The organism is Streptomyces sp. NPDC047880, assembly GCF_040706515.1.
Taxonomy (GTDB): domain Bacteria; phylum Actinomycetota; class Actinomycetes; order Streptomycetales; family Streptomycetaceae; genus Streptomyces.
In genome coordinates this window covers 51,753-71,734 of the sequence record NZ_JBEZOK010000010.1, presented here as the reverse complement: position 1 = coordinate 71,734, position 19,982 = coordinate 51,753, and the positions used below count along the sequence as shown (strand labels likewise).

Here is a 19,982-nt window from a genome sequence, read left to right as displayed (position 1 = left end):
CTTCGGAGACCGGACGGAGGCTGGACGTGACGCGTGGAGGACAGGGACTGGCCCGGGTGGCCGTCGTGGTACGGGCGGGGGCGGCCCCGCTGTGGTGGCTGGGCGTACTCGCGACGGGCATCGGGCTGCTGGCACCGGGCCTGACGGGACGCCGTATCGGGGTCCTCGCCGGAGCGGCCCTCTTCGTCCTGGCGGTGGCCGTCGTGGGCCTGGGCCGCCGGGGGCGCTACGCGGCCCTCGCCGCCTCCGCGTCCCGGGCCGGGAAGCACGACGTACTCCAGGACCGCGCGGTCACGGTGCGCAACTGGCGCCGGGGACACCACTGGTGGCTCCTCCTCGCCTTCCTCGCCGCCCTGGGCAGCGCCTTCGCCGCCCCGGCGGCCGGGGGCATGCTCCTGGCCGGCTGCGGCGCGGGCCTGTGGCTGAAGTCGGCCTGGCTGGGCCGCCGGGAGCGGGAGGGCGACGCGCTGCTGTGGGTCCGCGTGGACTGGCTGCGCGGGGGAGCGGCCCACCCGGCCGGCCGGCGTGTGAGGGCGTACCGCAGCACGGGCATCGCGGCGGGCGACGCGGCGCCGGGCGGCGCACGGAGGAAAACGCCGGCACCGGTGTGATCGGGCAGCGGCACACTGCCCCAGGGGCGTGGGGAACCGCGCGACCAGCCAGGATGCAAACGCGGCCGGAATCCCGGGGAGCCTCCCACGGCGTCGGCGGCTAACGCGGCAGCCTACTCTGCAGAGGTACACGAACCCTCGGACCTCCCCACGCCTCTCCGGCAGTGGGGAGGTCCTGAGAGTCCACGGCAGCATCGCGGTCGTTGCGGAGGGCGGCGGTGAGCCACGGTGACAGCGACAGCCGCACATCCGGAGCGGTTGGCGACACTGCTGGCAGGTCATTCGTGCGACAGGGGGCAACAGTCATGCCGGGCCCGGAGGCCAGCGGCCCTCTTGCAGGACCGCGAAGAAAAAAACCGGGGAGAAGCCGGAGAGGCCCGCCCTCGGCGGTCGTTCGGCTCCCCGCGCAGCATGACCCAGGTCTTTCCGCCCACGATGCCGTCGGTCTTCAACCCATAGGCCTTCTGGAGTCGCTTTCGGCGGGTCCGACCCGCCACTTGGGACATTTGGTAGCGGAGCTGTCCCCGTACCAGCCGCAGACGAGGCACACCACGGCGCGCCAGAGGGGCGTACCAGAGCACACACCACATCACCCGGCGCGCAATCGGACCGGAACTCCTCGATTCACAAGTCCGGTGCCCGGGTGGCCGCCGTCGGCGATCCGACGCATGCTTTGACGTTGACCCACTGGACGGCGAGGAGCCAGGGGAGGGGCTGGTGCCCGCGGTGCGTCTGCTGGGCGCGCACGTCACCGGCGTCTGCGGAAACCCGGCACGACGATCTGGCACCTCAGCGACAGACCCCGGTCACCGGTAGTCCTCGGCGACGTCCTCCGCAAGCTTCTGTGCTCTGTTGAGTGCCGTCTCCACGCTGGTCTTGCCGGCGATGGCGGCGGAGATCTCCTGCGTGACCTTGGTGCCGAGGTCCTGGAATTCGGGGATGGCGACGAACTGGATGCCCACGGTGGGCCGCGGCTGGGTGCCGGGGTCGGAGGGGTCGGCCTGTTCGATGGACTTCAGGGTGATGTCGCCGAAGGACGCGGCGGCCTTCTTGTACTGGGGGATCTGGTAGGTGCTGGCCCGCTTGCCGGCCGGTACCCGGGACCAGCCGAGCTTCTCGCCGACGAGCTTTTCGTACTCCTTGCTGGACGCCCAGAGCATGAACTTCGAGGCCAGGTGGGACTTCTTGGTGGTTTCCGGCATCGCCCAGGCCCAGGCCCACAGCCAGCCGCTGCTGTCCGTCTTTTCGACGGGGGCGTATGCGTAGCCGATCTTGCCGGCGACCTTGCTGGTGGTCGGGTCCTCCAGTGAGCCGGCCGCGCTGGTGGCGTCGTACCACATGGCGACCTTGCCCTGGCTCATCGCGTTCAGGCACTCGGTGAACCCGGCCTGCGCGGCGCCCGCCTCGCCGTGCTTGCGCACCAGGTCGACGTAGAACTGGGTGGCCTCCTTGAAACCGCCCGTGTTGACCCGGGCCGTCCAGTCCTTGGTGAACCAGGCGCCGCCGAAGGTGTTGACCATGCTGGTCAGCGGCGCCCCCAGCTCTCCCCAGCCCGGCCGGCCGCGCAGGCATATGCCCTTCATTCCCGGCTTGGCGCCGTCGGCCTTCGCCACGAGATCGGCCACCTGCTGCCACGTCGGGCGCTCCGGCATCGTCAGCCCCTTCTCCGCAAACACGTCCTTGCGGTACATGAGGAAGGACGACTCGCCGTAGAACGGCACCGCGTACGGTCTGCCGTCCGAACCGGACAGCGACTTCATCATCGGCTCGAGCAGGTCGTTCCGGTCGAAACTGCTGGACAGCTCGAATTCGCCGTTCAGGTTGCGCAGCCATCCGTTGAAGTCCCAGATCGCAGCCTCGTAGGCGCCGATGGTGACCACGTCGTACTGGCCCGCCCGTGTGGCGATGTCCCGACTGACCTTGTCACGCAGCTCGTTCTCCGGCAGCACCGTGAAGTTGACCTCGATGCCGGTCTCCTTGGTGAAGTTGCTCTGCGTCAGCTTCGCGATGTCATGCATCTGAGGGTTGCCGACCATCAGCACGTTGATGCTCTTTCCGTCGGCGGATCCGCCGGCTCCAACGCCCGAACACGCGGTGGCGAGAAGAGCGGTGACGGTTGCACCGGCGATGAGTACATGTCTGGTTGATCGCATGAAGGGACCCCTTGTGCAGGTGAGTGGCATGTCCGAGTGACCGGTGTGTCCCCGAGCTGCCGGTCCGGCAGAGGGGCCCGTCGGGAGAAAAAGGGGGGCGCCCCCCTGGCTGCGGCAGCAGATTGGCCGAGCTGGGGGGCGCTGAGGGTGCGCCTTCGAGTGTGCGGCGTCACACCAGCATCGCCATTATTAGCAGACTGGCAGCGGAAGTTAACACACTGAGTGATAGATTCGTTACTGACCTATCACTGATTGGTGGCCGCTGGCAGGTCTTCAAGTGCGACCTCCCCTACCCGGATGGTGGGTATCCGATACACCCGGCCGCGAGACGGGCGCAGGGGATGGCCGGCGCAGGCGTGGGCGAGGACGAGCAGGCCTGCCGCCGGCGGGTGCCGAGCACGCGGCAGTGCCCAGCACCGGTCGTGACAATTCAGGGCCGTGGCGCTAGGGAGCCTCCCACCTCGCTCGCGTCAGCGCGTCCCCCTGCGCCCCACCCGACTCGGCGACGACCTCCTCCACGGTCTGCGCCCGCCGTACCACCGCGAACCGCCCGCCCGGCCCGAACCCGTAGATGCCGGGCCGGACCAGCGAGTTGTACCCGTAGTGGTGCGCGAAGTAGTACGCCCCGGTGTCCAGCGCCGCCGCGTAGTCCCCCTGCTCCAGCAGCGGCATGGACCGCTCCTGCGCCAGCAGGTCCCCCGCGAAACAGGCCGGCCCCGCGACGTCCTGCACCACCACCGGCCCGTCCTTCGGCAGCCCCTTCGCGTCGTACGCGGAGATCCGCAACGGCCAGCTCTCCGGCGCGTACACCGTCCGTGCGGCCACCTGAACCCCGGCGTGCGTCACGGCCACCGCCCGCCCGCCGGAGGCCTTCGCGTACTCGACACGCGCCACCACCGTCCCGTGCTTCGCCAGCAGTGACCGCCCGAACTCGGTGACCAGCCCGTACCGCCCGTCGAACAGCCCCGGCACGTGATCGGCCAGCAGCCGCGCGTACTGCGTGTACGTCGGTGTCGTCTCCTCGGAGGCGAAGTTCACGGGCAGGCCGCCGCCGATGTCGAGCGTGTCGACCTGCCGCCGCCCCGCCCGCCGGTTGATCTCCGCCGCCAGGGCGTACGTCTCGGCCACGCCCCGTGCCATCAGGGCCGGCGGGATGCCCTGGGAGCCGGTGTGCGCGTGCAGCCGGGTCAGCCACGGCCGGTCCAGATACGCCTGGACGACCCACTCCCGGGCTCCCTCGTCGCGCAGCGCCACCCCGAACTTCGAGGTGGCCGTCGCCGTGGACAACGCCTCGATGGAGCCCCCGCCCACCTGCGGATTCACCCGGATTCCCAGGGGGGAGCGGCTCGTCGGTGTCCGCATCAGGGCGTCGATGCGGTCCAGCTCCTGCGGGTTGTCCGCGTTGACGGCGATGCCCAGGGACAGCGCCTCGCGCAGCTCGGCCGGCGTCTTCGCGGGTGAATCGAGCACCGTCATGTCCGACGGCACGCCCGCGGCCCGCGCCAGCGCCAGCTCACCCGGGCTCGCGACCTCCGCGCCCACGCCCTCCTCGCGCAGCAGCCGCAGGACCGGCACCAGCGGGGTCGCCTTCACCGCGAAGGCGTGCAGCACGGGCGTGCCCGGCGCCATCACCGCCTCGAACGCCGCCCGCAGCTGCCCGACCGACTCCCGGATGCCGGTGACGTCCAGCAGTCCGACGACGGGGCTGCCGGGACCCAGCAGCCCTTGCTCGACGGCGGCCCGCACCGCCTCGTCCCGCCGGGCCGCCCGCCCGGCCCCGGTGCCGTCCGCCTCTTCCGCCTCGATGTGTGCGCCCATGCATCCAGCCAAACACCCACGGCACCGCCGCGCCGACACCCCGACGTATTGACTAGCTCTATTCATGAGGCCAGGATGTGAATAGAGGTAGCAACATTCCGCCGGGAAGCACCCACCAGGAGGCAGACCATGTCAGGACCCCGTCCCGTCCGAGCGCCGCGCGGCACGGAACCGAGCGCCCTGGGATGGCAGCAGGAAGCCGCCCTGCGGATGCTGCAGAACAACCTCGACCCCGAGGTCGCCGAGCACCCCGACAAGCTCGTCGTCTACGGCGGCACCGGCAAGGCCGCGCGCGACTGGCGCTCCTTCGACGCCATGGTGCGCACCCTGAAGGGCCTGAAGCAGGACGAGACCATGCTGGTCCAGTCCGGCCGTCCCGTCGGCGTCATGCAGACCCACGAATGGGCCCCGCGCGTCCTGATCGCCAACTCCAACCTCGTCGGCGACTGGGCCAACTGGGAGGAGTTCCGCCGCCTCGAGCACCTCGGCCTGACGATGTACGGCCAGATGACCGCCGGCTCCTGGATCTACATCGGCACCCAGGGCATCCTCCAGGGCACCTACGAGACCTTCGCCGCCGTCGCCGCGAAGAAGTTCGGCGGGACCCTGGCCGGCACCATCACCCTGACCGCCGGCCTCGGCGGCATGGGCGGCGCCCAGCCGCTCGCCGTCACGATGAACGACGGTGTGGCGATCTGCATCGACTGCGACCCGCGCGCCATCGATCGGCGCATCGAGCACCGGTACCTCGACGTGAAGGCCGACAGTCTCGACCACGCCCTCAAGCTGGCGACCGAGGCGCGCGACGCCCGCCGCCCGCTCTCCGTCGGCGTCCTCGGCAACGCCGCCGAACTGGTCCCGCAGCTCCTCGCCATGGGCGCCCCCATCGACATCGTCACCGACCAGACCTCCGCCCACGACCCGCTGGCCTACCTGCCGCTGGGCACCGCCTTCGAGGACATGGCCGACGCCGCCGCCAAGGACCCGGCCGGTTTCACCACCCGGGCCCGCGAGTCCATGGCCCGGCACGTGGAGGCCATGGTCGGCTTCATGGACGCCGGCGCCGAGGTCTTCGACTACGGCAACTCCATCCGCGGCGAGGCCCAGCTCGCCGGATACGACCGGGCCTTCGCCTTCCCCGGCTTCGTCCCCGCCTACATCCGCCCGCTGTTCTGCGAGGGCAAGGGCCCCTTCCGCTGGGCCGCCCTGTCCGGCGAGGCCTCCGACATCGCCAAGACCGACAAGGCGATCCTCGACCTCTTCCCGGAGAACGAGTCCCTGGCCCGCTGGATCAAGATGGCCGGCGAACGCGTCCACTTCCAGGGCCTGCCCGCCCGCATCTGCTGGCTCGGCTACGGCGAGCGCGACAAGGCCGGTGAGCGTTTCAACGACATGGTCGCGAGCGGTGAGCTGGCCGCGCCGGTCGTCATCGGCCGCGACCACCTCGACTGCGGTTCCGTCGCGTCCCCCTACCGGGAGACCGAGGCCATGCTCGACGGCTCCGACGCGATCGCCGACTGGCCGCTGCTGAACGCCATGGTGAACGTCGCCTCCGGGGCGTCCTGGGTGTCGATCCACCACGGCGGCGGCGTCGGCATGGGCCGGTCCATCCACGCCGGTCAGGTGACGGTGGCCGACGGCACGGCACTCGCGGGCGAGAAGATCCGCCGGGTCCTCACCAACGACCCCGGCATGGGCGTCATCCGGCACGTCGACGCCGGGTACGACATCGCCGAGTCGGTGGCCGGGGAGCGGGGCGTCCGCGTCCCCATGCGCGAGGGTGACCCGGCGTGACCCAGGACACCGGCGGCTCCTTCCACCAGATGTGGCGCGAGCTGCTCCCCCTCGGCCGGCATCCCGACTCCGGCGGCTACCGCCGATTCGCCTGGAGCGGCGTCGACGGCGACTGCCGCGCCTGGTTCGAGGACCAGGCCACCGCCCGCGGGCTGCGCTACGAGCTGGACCGGAACGGCAACCAGTGGGCCTGGCTCGGGGACCCCGCCGAGGGCGACGCCGTCGTCACCGGGTCGCACCTGGACTCCGTGCCCGACGGCGGCGCCTTCGACGGCCCCCTCGGCGTCGTGTCCGCCTTCGCCGCCCTGGACGAGCTGCGCGGCAGGGGCGTCCGCTTCGACCGGCCCCTCGCCATCGTGAACTTCGGTGACGAGGAGGGCGCCCGGTTCGGGCTCGCCTGCGTCGGGTCCCGGCTCACCGCCGGGCAGCTCACCCGCGAACAGGCGCACCGGCTCACCGACGGCGACGGCGTGACGCTGCCCCGGGCCATGGAGGCGGCCGGATACGACCCGGACGCCATCGGCCCGGACCCCGAACGGCTCGCCCGCATCGGCGCCTTCGTCGAGCTGCACGTCGAGCAGGGCCGCGCCCTCGACCTGTCCGGCGACGCGGTCGGCATCGCCAGCTCCATCTGGCCGCACGGCCGCTGGCGGTTCGACTTCCGCGGCGAGGCCAACCACGCCGGCACCACCCGGCTCGCCGACCGGCACGACCCCATGCTGTCCTACGCCGAGACCGTCCTCGCCGCCCGGTGCGAGGCCGAACTCGCCGGGGCCGTCGCCACCTTCGGCAAGATCGCCGTCGAGCCCAACGGCGTCAACGCCATCCCCTCCCTGGTGCGCGGCTGGCTCGACTCCCGTGCCGAGGACCAGGCGAGCCTCGACACTGTCGTCGGCGGTATCGAGAAGGCGGCCCGGAGTTACGCGGACGCGCACGGCGTCGACCTCGACATCGTCCGTGAGTCCTTCACGCCCGTCGTCGAGTTCGACCACGCCCTGCGCGACGAACTGGCCCGCATCCTCGGCACCGACACCGGCCTCAGGGTCCCCGTCCTCGGCACCGGCGCCGGCCACGACGCCGGAATCCTGTCCGGGAGCATCCCGACCGCCATGCTGTTCGTGCGCAACCCCACCGGCGTCTCCCACTCCCCGTCCGAGTCCGCGAGCGAGGACGACTGCGTGGCCGGGGTACTCGCACTCGCCGACGTACTGGAAGGACTGGCGTGCAGGTGACGACAGCAGCCCCGCGCACGTACTGGCTCGAGCACGCCTGGCTCGGCACCCGCGTCGAGCCGGGCGTGGCCCTGGAAGTCGCCGACGGACGCATCGCCGCCGTCCGCACCGGCACCCCCGCCCCGCCCCCCGGCGCCGAGGTCCTGCGCGGGCTCACCCTGCCCGGCCTGGCCAACGCCCACAGCCACGCCTTCCACCGCGCCCTGCGCGGCACCGTCCAGGTCGGCTCCGGCACCTTCTGGACCTGGCGCGAGGTCATGTACGCCACGGCCGCCCGCCTCACCCCGGACCGCTACCACGCCCTCGCCCGCGCGGTGTACGCCGAGATGGCCCTGGCCGGCATCACGGCGGTCGGCGAGTTCCACTACGTCCACCACGCCCCCGGCGGCACCCCCTACGCCGACCCCAACGCCATGGGCGAGGCACTGATCGCCGCCGCCGCCGAAGCCGGGATCCGCATCACCCTCCTCGACACCGCCTACCTCTCCTCCGGCTTCGGACAACCGCCCACCACCCACCAGCTCCGCTTCTCCGACGGGGACGCCGAGGCCTGGGCCGCACGCTCTTCACTTCTCAAGGAACGGGATCACGCACGGATCGGCGCGGCGATCCACTCCGTACGGGCCGTGCCCGCCGACCAGTTGGCGACCGTCGCGCGGTGGGCCGAGGAGCGGCGGGCACCCCTCCATGTGCACCTGTCCGAACAGACCGCGGAGAACGAGGCGTGCCGGGAGATCCACGGCTGCACCCCGGCCCAGCTCCTCGCTCTGCACGGCGTCCTCGGACCGCGCACCACCGGTGTCCACAACACCCACCTCACCGCCGAGGACATCTCCCTCCTCGGCGGCAGCGGCACCGGCACCTGCATGTGCCCGACCACCGAACGGGACCTCGCGGACGGCATCGGTCCGGCCGTCGCCCTGCAGAACGAAGGCTCACCGCTCAGTCTCGGCTCCGACAGCCACGCCGTGATCGACCTGCTCGAAGAGGCCCGGGCGATGGAGCTGAACGAGCGGCTGCGCACCCGCACCCGAGGTCACTGGACGGCGGCGGCCCTCCTGCGGGCGGCCTCGGAGGACGGCCACGCGGCCCTCGGCTGGGACGAGGCGGGTGCCCTGGAGGCCGGCGCGCTCGCCGACTTCACCACCCTCGCGCTCGACTCGGTCAGGACGGCAGGGCCGCTTCCGCGGCTCGGGGCCGAGACGGCCGTATTCGCTGCGTCGGCAGCAGACGTGTCGCATACGGTCGTGGCTGGTCGGCACGTCGTACGGGACGGGGTCCACTCCCTCGTACCGGACGTGCCGCGAGCCCTCGCGGACGCCGTCGAAGCCCTGCGCGGATGACCGGGGGCCGGCCGCACGCGCGGCCCGCCTCCGCCCCCGAACCCGCCCCCACCGCCGACCAGGCCACCAAGGACGCCATGAGCAACGCGACGACCGTCAGCCCCGCCCACTCCGCGAGCACCGCAAGCACGCTCATCACGAACATCGCCAGCCTGGTCACCAATGACCCCTCCCTCGGTGACGGATCCCCCCTCGGACTGGTCCAGGACGCGGCCGTCGTCATCGAAGGCGACCGCGTCGTGTGGACCGGTGATCAAAGCAAAGCACCCGCCACTGACAATCGGGTCGACGCGGAAGGCCGGGCGGTCCTGCCCGGCTTCGTGGACTCCCACTCCCACCTCGTCTTCGCGGGCGACCGGACACAGGAGTTCAACGCCCGTATGTCCGGGCGGCCCTACAGCGCGGGCGGCATCCGCACCACCGTCGCGGCCACCCGGGCGGCGAGCGACGAGGAACTCGAGGCCAACGTCACCCGTTACCTCGCCGAAGCCCTCCGCCAGGGCACCACGACCTTCGAGACCAAGTCCGGCTACGGCCTGACCGTGGAGGACGAGGCCCGCGCCCTGCGTATCGCCGCCGCCCACACCGACGAGGTCACCTACCTCGGCGCCCACATCGTCCCGCCGGACCACGCCGAGGACCCGGCGGCCTACGTCGCCCTCGTCACCGGCGAGATGCTCGACGCCTGCGCCCCGCACGCCCGCTGGATCGACGTCTTCTGCGAGAAGGGCGCCTTCGACGGCGACCAGGCCCGCGCGATCCTCACCGCCGGCAAGGCAAAGGGCCTGCACCCCCGCATCCACGCCAACCAGCTGTCCTACGGCCCCGGCGTGCAGCTCGCGGTCGAGCTCGACGCGGCCAGCGCCGACCACTGCACCCACCTGACGGACGCGGACGTGGACGCCCTGGCCGGCGGCCGAACGGTCGCCACCCTGCTGCCCGGCGCCGAGTTCTCCACGCGGGCCGCATGGCCGGACGCGCGGCGGCTGCTGGACGCGGGCGTCACGGTCGCACTGTCCACGGACTGCAACCCCGGCTCGTCCTTCACCTCGTCCGTCCCGTTCTGCGTCGCCCTGGCGGTACGGGACATGGGGATGACCCCCGACGAGGCCGTGTGGTCCGCCACGGCGGGCGGGGCCGCGGCCCTCCGGCGGGACGACGTCGGACGCCTCACCCCGGGCGCGTACGCGGACCTGACGCTCCTCGACGCGCCGAGCCACGTCCACCTGGCCTACCGGCCCGGCGTCCCCCTGGTCAGCGGGGTGTGGCGGCGCGGAGTGCGCGTGGTGTGATCACCGTCCGGTGAGAATGAGGTGCCGCGTCGGGGGAGCTGGCTGCTGAGCCCGGCCCCGCTCCTCCCCACGGCGGTGCTGGTCCTCGGCACCTGAAGGGCCGTCGGAGGCCACTGGTGCACGCGCCCGGGGGCGGGCCGTCCGGCCCGCCCCCGAAGGACACGTTCACCCGGGTCGAGGATCACTCCTCGACGGTCAGCCCCTTGCGCAGCCGCACCAGCGTCCGCGACAGCAGCCGCGAGACGTGCATCTGCGAGATGCCGAGCTCCTCGCCGATCTCCGACTGGGTCATGCCCGCGACGAACCGCAGGGACAGGATCTTCCGGTCGCGCGGCGGGAGTTCCGCGATCAGCGGCTTCAACGACTCGACGTACTCGATGCCTTCGAGCCCGTGGTCCTCGTAGCCGATGCGGTCCGCGAGCGCGCCCTCGGAGTCGTCCTCCTCCGGCTGGGCGTCCAGCGAGGAGGCGGTGTAGGCGTTCGACGCGGCCATGCCCTCGACGACCTCGTCGTTGGAGATCCCGAGACGCTCCGCCAGCTCGGCCACCGTGGGGGCGCGGTCGAGCTTCTGGGCCAGTTCGTCCCCGGCCTTGGCCAGGTCGAGCCGCAGCTCCTGGAGCCGCCGCGGAACGCGCACGGACCACGAGGTGTCGCGGAAGAAGCGCTTGATCTCGCCGATGATGGTCGGCATCGCGAACGTGGGGAACTCCACACCGCGGGACAGCTCGAAACGGTCGATCGCCTTGATCAGGCCGATGGTGCCGACCTGGATGATGTCCTCCATCGGCTCGCTGCGGGAGCGGAACCGGGACGCGGCGAACTTGACCAGCGCGAGGTTCAGTTCGACGAGCGTGTTGCGGACGTACGAGTACTCGTGAGTGCCTTCCTCCAGCGTCTCCAGACGCTCGAAGAGGGTCCTGGACAGGGCCCGGGCGTCGACCGCGTCGACTTCCTCGTACGGGGGGATGTCCGGAAGTCCGGCGAGAGTGCCGTCCTGTGTGACGAGCATCTCGTCCTGCTCGATGGGATCCAGATGTTCCGGAAGGGGTGTCGACGTCGCTTTGTGGGTACGCGATCCGTCGAGCCGGGGTGACATGATGTCCTCCATCGTTCTCGGCATATGGCTGCCGGAGCCGTTAGGTGCACTGCGGTGTGCGGCGCCTCCAAAGCCGGCCGTGTCGGGTACGTGTCCTTACTAGGCCTACCCGCTTTCCCGAGCCCACCGCAAGTGCGTTCTGTGGGCATATGTCCGTTTGTGTGTAGTTGTTCGGGTGTCGGACCGTGCGGGGAAGGCGTAGTGTTCGAGGGCGTCAGCAACCAGCCTCGACGTCAGGAGAGAGAGACGGCATGGACCGCGGGACGGTCGGCAGCGCACAGTCTGGCCGGCTTCTGGTGGAGGTGCGGGAAGAGGGCTCTAGTGCCGTCGTGACCCCGGCGGGTGAGTTGGATCACCACACCGCCGATCTGTTGCGTGAGCCACTCGAGGACTGCCTCGCCAAGGGATTCAAGCGCCTGGTCATCGATTGCGCGCGCCTGGAGTTCTGCGACTCCACGGGACTCAACGTGCTCCTCGGGGCGCGGCTGAAGGCGGAGGCCGCCGGTGGCGGTGTCGCCCTCGCCGGTATGCAGCCGGTGGTGGCGCGCGTGTTCGAGATCACGGGTGCGGATGCGGTCTTCAGCGTCCATGATTCGCTCGAGGCGGCCCTGTCCGACGAGTCGGGCTGACCGGCGGTGCGTCGGCGCGTGGTGCCTCGGCGATCCCTCTGTGACCGGTATCGCGGCTCCGTCACGTCTTTCGTGCGGAATGCATGGGTGTTCACCCCGTCCCCCAGGGCAGGAGACATCCTGAACCTGTCGGACGCCGCGGTGGCAGGGGTGCCGCGAGACCGACGTGCCGCGCACTGCGTGACGGACGGTGTAGTGATTTCTTTGAATCGTGAACTGGCGAATCGGTGAGGTGAAGCGCTGATGAGCACCACCCGGCCTTACCCGCCGGGCGACCGCGGGCCGGAGCCCGGCGGCGCTTCCGGGGCGTCCGAGGGTGGCGTGGCGGCGGCCGGCACGGCCGGCGAGGGTGCGGGAGCGCCGTCCGGGGCCGCGGCGCCGCCGGGGGGCCCGCAGGTGCGCCGGCTGAGCTTCGACGACGAGAGCGGCGTCGTTCCGCTGGCCCGCGACTTCACCCGCCAGGCGCTGTACGCGTGGGGCTGGCTGCCGGCCGCCTCCGCCGACCAGCGGGCCGCCGCCGAGGACGTGCTGCTGGTCGTCTCCGAGCTGGTCACCAACGCCTGTCTGCATGCCGGGGGGCCTGACCAGTTGCGGATCAGCTGCGACAACAAGGTCATCCGTGTCGAGGTCGCCGACCGGGGCACCGGACAGCCGGCACCCCGCACCCCGCACCGCGCGGGGCGCCCGGGTGGCCATGGCATGTTCATCGTCCAGCGGCTGTGCCTGGACTGGGGCGTCGTCCGCACGCCGGGGCTCTCGGGCAAGACGGTGTGGGCGGAACTGGGTGCGCCTGCGTGATTCCGGGGGGCTGTGTTCGGTCGGGGCAGCCCGCCTGATCCCCGTCCGGTGCACCCGTGATCCCGTACCGGTCCCATCCTGGCGTACCGGTCGATCTTGGCGTACCGGTCCGATCTCGATGTGTCCGCCGGATCTCGGCACACGGGCTTGATTCCGCCGCATCGGCCGGATTTCGGCGCACCTGGCCGGGTGGGTGTCCGGTCCGGTCCGCGCAGGTCTCCGGGGGCATCCGAACGGGTGCCCCTCCTTGGTATTCCGCCGCGCGCCTCCGGCGACGGCCCCAGCCCGGCTTCCGCCGCACAACCCCCCCCCATGCGTCACGCACCACACGCCGGATCCGCACAGATCCGGCGTGCGCCGTCTCTTCCTTCCTCAAGGCCCCGGGCGTACCTTGACGGCCCTATCTGATACGCCGTCAGGAAAAGGAAGGGGAGCGCCACCGTGTCGTACCGGAAACGAACCGCCGCGCTCGCGTCCGCCGCGGCCCTGGCCGGCTCGGCGGCGGTGTGGATGGCCGCCCCCGTCGCCCGGGCCGAGGTCGTCGACGTGAACTACCAGTGCAAGACGCCGATCGGCGACAAGAGTGCCGTCTCTCCCATCGACATCAAGAGCGTCGAGCGCGGCGACGGCTACCGGATCACCATGTCCTGGCAGAAGGGCGTCTCCTCCAGCCCGGTCGAACTGGGCAAGGGCGCGATGACCCCGAGCGCCACCATCGCCCTCGGCGGCGCCGACAGCGGCACCCTCTCGGTGACCGGCCCGGCCAACGACGCCGCGATCCCGGCCAACACGCCCATCAAGATCAGCGATCTGAGCGGCACGTACATGCCCAAGAAGAGCGGCAAGGTCACCTTCACGGCCGGTGTGCTCACCATCAAGGCGCTCGGCACGACGACCACCTGCACCCCGACGAACGACCCGGGCCCGTCCCGCACGCTCGACGTCACGGCCGCGAGCGGCGGCGGCGCCCCGGGATCCGCCCAGGGCGGCGGCTCCGGCGCGGACACCGGCGCCGGGCTTCCGCAGACCGGCCCCGAGGACTCGGCCATCGCCCTCGGCACCCTCGGCGGCACGGTCCTGCTCACCGGTGCGGCGGGCACCCTGTGGCTGACCCGACGTCACCGGGGGACTCAGGCAGGCCATTGACAGGAGCGCCCCTCCGGCGGCACCGCCAGGTACACGACCGCCGGAGCCGTCGCTGGAGTGCTCCTCCTGGCAGGTGTAGTGCCGGGTGCGCGCCTGCCGGAGCCGTCACAGGACCCTCTCCTGGCAGGTGCATCCCCGAGCGAACGACCGCTGGAGCCGCCCATGCCGCTCGCCGTCCGTGTTCCGTATCTCCATCTCCCACTGCCGGTTCTGCTGGCGCTGCTGCTGGTCCTCGGGGGTTCCGGGCCCGCCGGGGCCGTGGACCGGCCCGTCGTCGAGCTGTCCAAGACCCAGGCGGGCACGGGCGGTTCGGTCATCGTCCGCGGCAGCGGCTGGCGGCCCCGGGCCCTGCTGACGCTGCTCGTGTGCGGGCAGGCCGAGCCGAAGCGGGGGGTGACCGGCGGCACCAACTCCTGCGCCAACGCCGACGGCCGGGCCGTCACCACCGGCGCCGACGGGCGTTTCCGCCGTGAACTGCCCGTCGTGGAGCCGCCCGTGCCGTGCCCCTGCGTGGTGCACGTGGCGACCGTGACGGGAGCCGAGGCCGAAGCCGACGCGGCCCTCCGGGTCGCCGGGCACGCGGTCGAGCCGCTGCCGGCGGAGGCGGCCGGCGGACGGCTGTCCCTGCTCGCGGACACCCGGCTGCGCGGCTCCGGCGGTCCGCTCACCTGGTTCGGCTCCCCGCCCGCCCGGACCCTCGTGGTCACCGTCGGCAACGTCGGCACGTCCCCGGTGCGGAACCCGGTCTTCCAGGTCGGCACCGCGCACGGCGTGTACGCCCCCGAGTGGCAGGACCAGCGTTGGCGCGGCACGATCCGGCCCGGCGGCAAGGCCCGCATCGAGCTGCCCGTGGAGCTCGGGGCCGGGGCGCACGGCGACTACACGGTGTCGCTGAAGTACGGCGGCAAGGTGCTCGCCGAGCACCCCTGGGGCGTGGGCCGCCCCTGGGGCGTGACCCTGTTCTGGGGCCTCGTCCTGCTGGTCGTACCGGCGGCGCTGTTCCGCGCGGGGCTGGCCGTGATCGACCACCTGCGGCCCCGCCGTCCCGGCCACGCGGCGCGCCCGGCCCGGCGCCTGCCGCTGCCCCCTGCCCGCCGGGCCTCCGGCACTCCCTGGTTCGCCCCGGACGGCGACCCTCCGAGATCCACCGGTACATGAGACCGGTACATGAGACCGGTACATGAGACCGGTACATGAGACCGGTACATGAGACCGGGACATGAGACCGGGACATGAGAAAGGGACATGAGAAAGGGACATGAGAAAGGGCCGCCGCACCCGGAGGTGTGACGGCCCTTGTCCCGGAGGAGGTCTCCTTCGGCGTCAGGCGACCGTGCTCAGTGGACGTCGCCCATCAGGGACTTGACCTTCCTGCGGTACATGTACACCGCGAGACCGGCGAGCACGGCGAGCACCGCCTCCGCGGCGACCGCACCGGTGCCGCTCAGGTCCACGCCGCCGACGGCCGGGTTGGAGAGCAGACCCGTCACCGAGTCGCCCGCCGTGACCGCGAGGAACCAGACGCCCATCATCTGGCTGGCGTACTTGGCCGGGGCCATCTTCGTCGTCACGGACAGGCCGACCGGGGAGAGGCACAGCTCACCGACGGTCTGGATCAGGTAGATGCCGACCAGCCACATCGGGCTGACCAGCGTGTCACCGCCGGCCATGCCCAGCGGGAGCAGGAAGAAGAAGAACGAGACACCGATGAAGAACAGCGCCGCGGCGAACTTGGCGACGGTGCTCGGCTCCTTGCCCTTGCGGTTCAGCCACAGCCAGAACCAGGCGAAGACCGGGGCCAGCGCCATGATGAAGACCGGGTTCAGCGACTGGTACCAGGAGGACGGGAAGTCGAAGCCGAGCAGCGAGCCGGAGGCCTTCGTCTCACCGAACGCCTGGACCGTGGAACCGCCCTGGTCGTAGATCATCCAGAACGCGGCGGCCGCGACGAAGAACCAGATGTAGCCGGTCATCTTCGACTGCTCGACCGTGCTGAGCTCCTTGTCCCGCTTGATGCGGATCAGCACACCGGCCGGGATGACCAGGCCGATGACCGTCAGCGGGATCATCGCCCAGTTCAGGGTGAAGTGGCCGGTGAAACCGACGACGCCGTAGAAGACGGTCGCGACGATCAGCCACAGCAGGCCCTTGCGCAGCCAGGACGTGCGCTCCTCGGCCGCCAGCGGCTTGGGCACGACGTTGCTCTGCGGGCTCAGGTGGCGGGTGCCGATGAGGAAGGCGGCGAGACCGATGCCCATGCCGACCGCGGCGAGACCGAAGCCGAGGTGCCAGCTCACCTGCTGGCCGACGGTGCCGATGATCAGCGGCGCGAAGAAGGCACCCATGTTGATGCCCATGTAGAAGATCGTGAAGCCGCCGTCACGACGCGGGTCGTCCGGGCCGTCGTAGAGGTGGCCGACCATCGTGGAGACGTTGGCCTTCAGCAGGCCCGAGCCCAGGGCCACCAGCGCCAGACCGGCGAAGAACGGCGCCTGGCCGCCGGGCAGGGCCAGCACCAGGTGGCCCGCCATGATCGTCACGGCCGCGATCGCCACCGTCTTGCGCGGTCCCCAGACCCGGTCGCCGAGCCAGCCGCCGGGCATGGCGAGCAGGTACACCATCGACAGGTAGACCGAGTAGATCGCCGTCGTCGTGGCGAGGTCCATGCCCAGACCGCCGCCCATGCTGCCCTTCTTGGCGTCCGGACCGCCGGAGAGCAAATACACGACGAGCAGGGCCCGCATGCCGTAGAAGCTGAAGCGCTCCCACATCTCGGTCATGAACAGAGTGGCCAGTCCGCGGGGGTGGCCGAAGAAGGTCTTCTCGGAACCGGGGGTGCCCGGTCGGGCCGAGTCCTTCGTCAGGCTGGACGCCATGGTCGTTCCTTGCTGCTCGGGACGCGCCCCGCATGCAGCGGTGGTGCGCCCGGTGGGGGTTGCCGGCACCGGCGGGTACGGCCGTCCGTCCGACGCCTACGGGGTTCGCTCCGGGTCACGGAGCGGTGGGCGGTCGCCACCGGGATCCACGCCTCTACGCGCGTCGCCGCACGCATGAGGCCCGGCCACAGGTCGTTACACATCGGGGGCCGGCGGGAACCGGCCGCACACAAAAGAGACCTCCAGGGCAGACAGCCTCCGAAGGTCGCCGTGGTGCTACAGGCGTTGATTCACCATACGGCAGGACACCGCCCCATATGAAAGGACTTGAGACACGGATCACAGGTTTCGACGGAACCGCACGACCGTTTCCAAGGTCCTTGCCAGGATCCCACCCCACAGGCAGAGGTATGTACGCATACCTCTGACACGTAAGAGCCGCGTATGCCGACGGTAAGAATCAAGGATTCCGGTCACACCCCAGCTCAGGGCGCCGCAGGTCTACCATCACCTCATGACCCGTGTACTGCTCGCCGAGGACGATGCGTCCATCTCGGAGCCGCTGGCCCGTGCTCTGCGCCGGGAGGGCTACGAGGTCGAGGTCCGTGAGGACGGACCCACCGCTCTCGACGCCGGACTGCAGGGGGGCGTCGACCTGGTCGTGCTCGACCTCGGGCTGCCCGGCATGGACGGTCTGGAGGTGGCCCGCCGCCTGCGGGGCGAAGGCCACGCCATCCCCATCCTCATCCTGACCGCGCGCGCCGACGAGGTGGACACCGTCGTCGGGCTCGACGCGGGCGCCGACGACTACGTCACCAAGCCGTTCCGGCTCGCCGAACTGCTCGCGCGCGTGCGGGCACTGCTCCGGCGCGGCGCCTCCGAGCCGCAGCAGCCGCCCGCCACGCACGGCGTGCGCATCGACGTCGAGTCGCACCGCGCCTGGATGGGCGAGGAGGAGCTCCAGCTCACCGCCAAGGAGTTCGACCTGCTGCGGGTGCTGGTGCGCGACGCGGGCCGGGTCGTCACCCGCGACCAGCTGATGCGCGAGGTCTGGGACACGACGTGGTGGTCGTCGACCAAGACCCTCGACATGCACATCTCCTGGCTGCGCAAGAAGCTCGGCGACGACGCGGCCAACCCCCGCTACATCGCCACCGTGCGCGGTGTGGGTTTCCGTTTCGAGAAGAGCTGAGCCGCGAGGCGGGCTCGGGTAACAGGACATGCGTCGCCGACTGATCCAGTCCACGCTCGCCGTGGTGCTCGTCGTGATCGCCGTCTTCGGCGTCTCCCTGGTCATCGTGGAGACCCGGACCATCAGCAACAGCGCCCAGGAGCGGGTGGAGTCCGAGTCGGTCCGGCTCGCGAGCATCGTCGACAGCCGGCTCTTCGGGGCGCAGCAGGTCGACGCTCAGGTGCTGCGCGAGCAGGTCACGCAGGACCGGTACTACGCGGTGATCCGCATCCCCGGCGAGGCGCCCATCGAGATCGGCGACAGGCCGGACGGTGACGTCATCAGCGCCACCGCGCCCGGCGAGGAGGGCGAGACGGTCACCGTCCAGGAACCGCGCTCCTCGGTCACCCGTGAGGTCGGCCGGACGCTGCTGATCATCGCGCTGGTCGCGCTGCTGGCGGTGGTGGCCGCGGTCCTGCTGGCCGTCCGCCAGGCGAACCGGCTGGCGTCCCCGCTGACCGACCTCGCGGAGACGGCCGAGCGGCTCGGCTCGGGCGACCCGCGGCCACGGCACAAGCGGTACGGGGTGCCCGAGCTGGACCGGGTGGCGGACGTGCTGGACGGCTCCGCCGAGCGCATCGCCCGCATGCTGACCGCGGAGCGCCGGCTGGCCGCGGACGCCTCCCACCAGCTGCGCACGCCGCTCACGGCGCTGTCGATGCGGCTGGAGGAGATCACCCTCACCGACGACTTGGACACGGTGAAGGAGGAGGCGACGATCGCGCTGACGCAGGTCGAGCGGCTCACGGACGTCGTGGAGCGGCTGCTGACGAACTCCCGCGATCCGCGCACCGGCTCCGCCGTCTCCTTCGACCTCGACGAGGTCATCCAGCAGCAGCTCGCGGAGTGGCGGCCGGCGTACCGCAGCGCGGGGCGGGCGATCGTCAGCTCCGGCAAACGGCATCTGCGGGCGGTGGGCACGCCCGGCGCGGTCGCGCAGGTCCTGGCCGCGCTGATCGAGAACTCCCTCATGCACGGCGGCGGCACGGTGGCCCTGCGCACCCGCGTCACCGGCAACCAGGCCGTCATCGAGGTCACGGACGAGGGCCCCGGCATCCCCGCCGACCTCGGCGCCAGGATCTTCGAGCGGGCGATCAGCGGCCGCAACTCCACGGGCATCGGCCTGGCGGTCGCCCGCGACCTCGCCGAGGCCGACGGCGGCCGCCTGGAGATGCTCCAGACCAAGCCCCCCGTCTTCGGCCTGTTCCTGTCCCGCACCCCGCTGCAGAAGCCCGCGGACGACGACGAGGAGCCGACGGTCCGCTAGTGCCGCGGCGGGCAACGTTTGCCCGTGAAGGAGTGGCGTCCGGTGTGTGCTCTCGGCGTGCCGGCCGGAAGCCCTCGTACGGGGTGTACCCGTGCTTTCGGCCGGTGCGGCGAGAGGGGGTGCCGGGCGTCGCGACGGGGCGAACGTTGCCTGCCGCGGCACTAGGTCGCGGGCCGCGCCGCGTGGGTCACGGCACCTGCTGCTTGGGCTTCGGGAGGCCGGCGGGCCCGGTCCGCGGGACCGGGTCCGGCGCGGGCTCGCGGGCGGGCAGCGCGCGGAAGACCCAGGAGCGGTAGGACCAGAAGCGGAACAGGGTCGCGATGCCGATGCCCAGGAACTTGAAGACGTTGTTCTGGAGCGGGGTGTCCCAGCCGAAGCCGTACGTGGCCGTGTACAGGACGCCGTTCTCGATGACCAGGCCGATCGCGCTGAACAGCAGGAAGAGAGTCATCTCACGCGTACGGCGGCTCTTGTCGCGGTCGCGGTAGGTGAAGTAGCGGAAGCCGACGTAGTTGAAGACGATCGCGACGACCGTCGCGATGACGCTCGCGCGGACCACCTGGAGGTCGGTGGTGTGGCGTACGAGGTTGAACACGGCGAGGTTGACCAGCACCCCGGCACCGCCCACCGCGCCGAACTTGGCGACTTCGCGTACGACCCGTCGGAGCCGGGAGGCACCATGTCCCATGGTCGTGC

Annotated in this window: 16 protein-coding genes; 11 read left to right on the top strand and 5 right to left on the bottom strand. The window is 71.3% G+C overall.

Going from position 1 to position 19,982, the window contains the following annotated elements:
* Positions 1–26 precede the first annotated feature (26 nt).
* Entirely contained in the window at positions 27–611 is a 585-nt protein-coding gene (locus AB0937_RS17420; protein ID WP_366712622.1) for a hypothetical protein, read from the top strand.
* An 806-nt stretch (positions 612–1,417) separates the two neighbouring features.
* On the opposite strand, the gene AB0937_RS17415 is transcribed toward AB0937_RS17420, so the two are convergent.
* Positions 1,418–2,764: a sugar ABC transporter substrate-binding protein gene (locus AB0937_RS17415; RefSeq protein ID WP_366712620.1), complete on the bottom strand. Its 1,347-nt coding sequence runs from the start codon at positions 2,762–2,764 to the stop codon at positions 1,418–1,420.
* A gap of 444 nt (positions 2,765–3,208) precedes the next feature.
* Entirely contained in the window at positions 3,209–4,582 is a 1,374-nt protein-coding gene (locus AB0937_RS17410; RefSeq protein ID WP_366712618.1) for a diaminopimelate decarboxylase, read from the bottom strand.
* Between the two features lie 129 nt (positions 4,583–4,711).
* Here AB0937_RS17410 and hutU point away from each other — a divergent pair, with 129 nt between their 5' ends.
* Genes hutU through hutI form a run of 4 tightly spaced genes read left to right on the top strand, consistent with a single transcriptional unit; the run spans position 4,712 to position 10,243 of the window.
* Positions 4,712–6,376: a urocanate hydratase gene (hutU, locus tag AB0937_RS17405; RefSeq protein WP_366712617.1), complete on the top strand. Its 1,665-nt coding sequence runs from the start codon at positions 4,712–4,714 to the stop codon at positions 6,374–6,376.
* A 29-nt stretch (positions 6,377–6,405) separates the two neighbouring features.
* A complete protein-coding gene (locus AB0937_RS17400) occupies positions 6,406–7,608 on the top strand; it encodes an allantoate amidohydrolase (protein WP_366712838.1) in 1,203 nt (400 codons plus the stop codon).
* A complete protein-coding gene (locus tag AB0937_RS17395) occupies positions 7,599–8,951 on the top strand; it encodes a formimidoylglutamate deiminase (RefSeq protein WP_366712616.1) in 1,353 nt (450 codons plus the stop codon). The genes AB0937_RS17400 and AB0937_RS17395 overlap by 10 nt, the downstream gene beginning before the upstream one ends.
* A complete protein-coding gene (gene hutI, locus AB0937_RS17390) occupies positions 8,948–10,243 on the top strand; it encodes an imidazolonepropionase (RefSeq protein WP_366712615.1) in 1,296 nt (431 codons plus the stop codon). The genes AB0937_RS17395 and hutI overlap by 4 nt, the downstream gene beginning before the upstream one ends.
* Positions 10,244–10,424: 181 nt before the next feature.
* Here the strand turns inward: hutI and AB0937_RS17385 are convergent, their stop codons facing one another.
* A complete protein-coding gene (locus tag AB0937_RS17385; RefSeq protein WP_366712613.1) occupies positions 10,425–11,351 on the bottom strand; it encodes an RNA polymerase sigma factor SigF in 927 nt (308 codons plus the stop codon).
* Between the two features lie 239 nt (positions 11,352–11,590).
* Between AB0937_RS17385 and AB0937_RS17380 the strand changes: the two genes are divergently transcribed.
* From AB0937_RS17380 to AB0937_RS17365, 4 genes are all read left to right on the top strand, one after another.
* Positions 11,591–11,968, top strand: coding sequence for an STAS domain-containing protein (locus AB0937_RS17380; protein ID WP_366712612.1), 378 nt, complete (start codon positions 11,591–11,593; stop codon positions 11,966–11,968).
* A 243-nt stretch (positions 11,969–12,211) separates the two neighbouring features.
* Positions 12,212–12,766, top strand: a complete 555-nt coding sequence (locus AB0937_RS17375) for an ATP-binding protein (protein WP_366712611.1) — start codon at positions 12,212–12,214, stop codon at positions 12,764–12,766.
* A gap of 441 nt (positions 12,767–13,207) precedes the next feature.
* Positions 13,208–13,912, top strand: a complete 705-nt coding sequence (locus tag AB0937_RS17370) for an LPXTG cell wall anchor domain-containing protein (protein WP_366712609.1) — start codon at positions 13,208–13,210, stop codon at positions 13,910–13,912.
* Between the two features lie 162 nt (positions 13,913–14,074).
* On the top strand, positions 14,075–15,070 hold the full coding sequence (locus AB0937_RS17365; protein ID WP_366712608.1) for a hypothetical protein: 996 nt from the start codon (positions 14,075–14,077) through the stop codon (positions 15,068–15,070).
* 179 nt (positions 15,071–15,249) lie between these two features.
* Here AB0937_RS17365 and AB0937_RS17360 read toward each other — a convergent pair whose 3' ends face one another.
* Entirely contained in the window at positions 15,250–16,788 is a 1,539-nt protein-coding gene (locus tag AB0937_RS17360) for an oligopeptide:H+ symporter (RefSeq protein WP_366712606.1), read from the bottom strand.
* A 514-nt stretch (positions 16,789–17,302) separates the two neighbouring features.
* Between AB0937_RS17360 and AB0937_RS17355 the strand changes: the two genes are divergently transcribed.
* Both AB0937_RS17355 and AB0937_RS17350 read left to right on the top strand, forming a co-directional pair.
* Positions 17,303–17,980 (top strand): response regulator transcription factor, encoded by a 678-nt coding sequence (locus AB0937_RS17355; RefSeq protein ID WP_030844734.1) that lies wholly within the window; start codon positions 17,303–17,305, stop codon positions 17,978–17,980.
* Positions 17,981–18,008: 28 nt separating this feature from the next.
* The gene (locus tag AB0937_RS17350; protein ID WP_366712605.1) at positions 18,009–19,286 is read left to right on the top strand and encodes an ATP-binding protein; all 1,278 of its coding nucleotides are present in this window, start codon (positions 18,009–18,011) and stop codon (positions 19,284–19,286) included.
* Positions 19,287–19,473: 187 nt separating this feature from the next.
* On the opposite strand, the gene AB0937_RS17345 is transcribed toward AB0937_RS17350, so the two are convergent.
* Positions 19,474–19,974: a GtrA family protein gene (locus tag AB0937_RS17345; RefSeq protein ID WP_366712603.1), complete on the bottom strand. Its 501-nt coding sequence runs from the start codon at positions 19,972–19,974 to the stop codon at positions 19,474–19,476.
* Positions 19,975–19,982 lie beyond the last annotated feature (8 nt).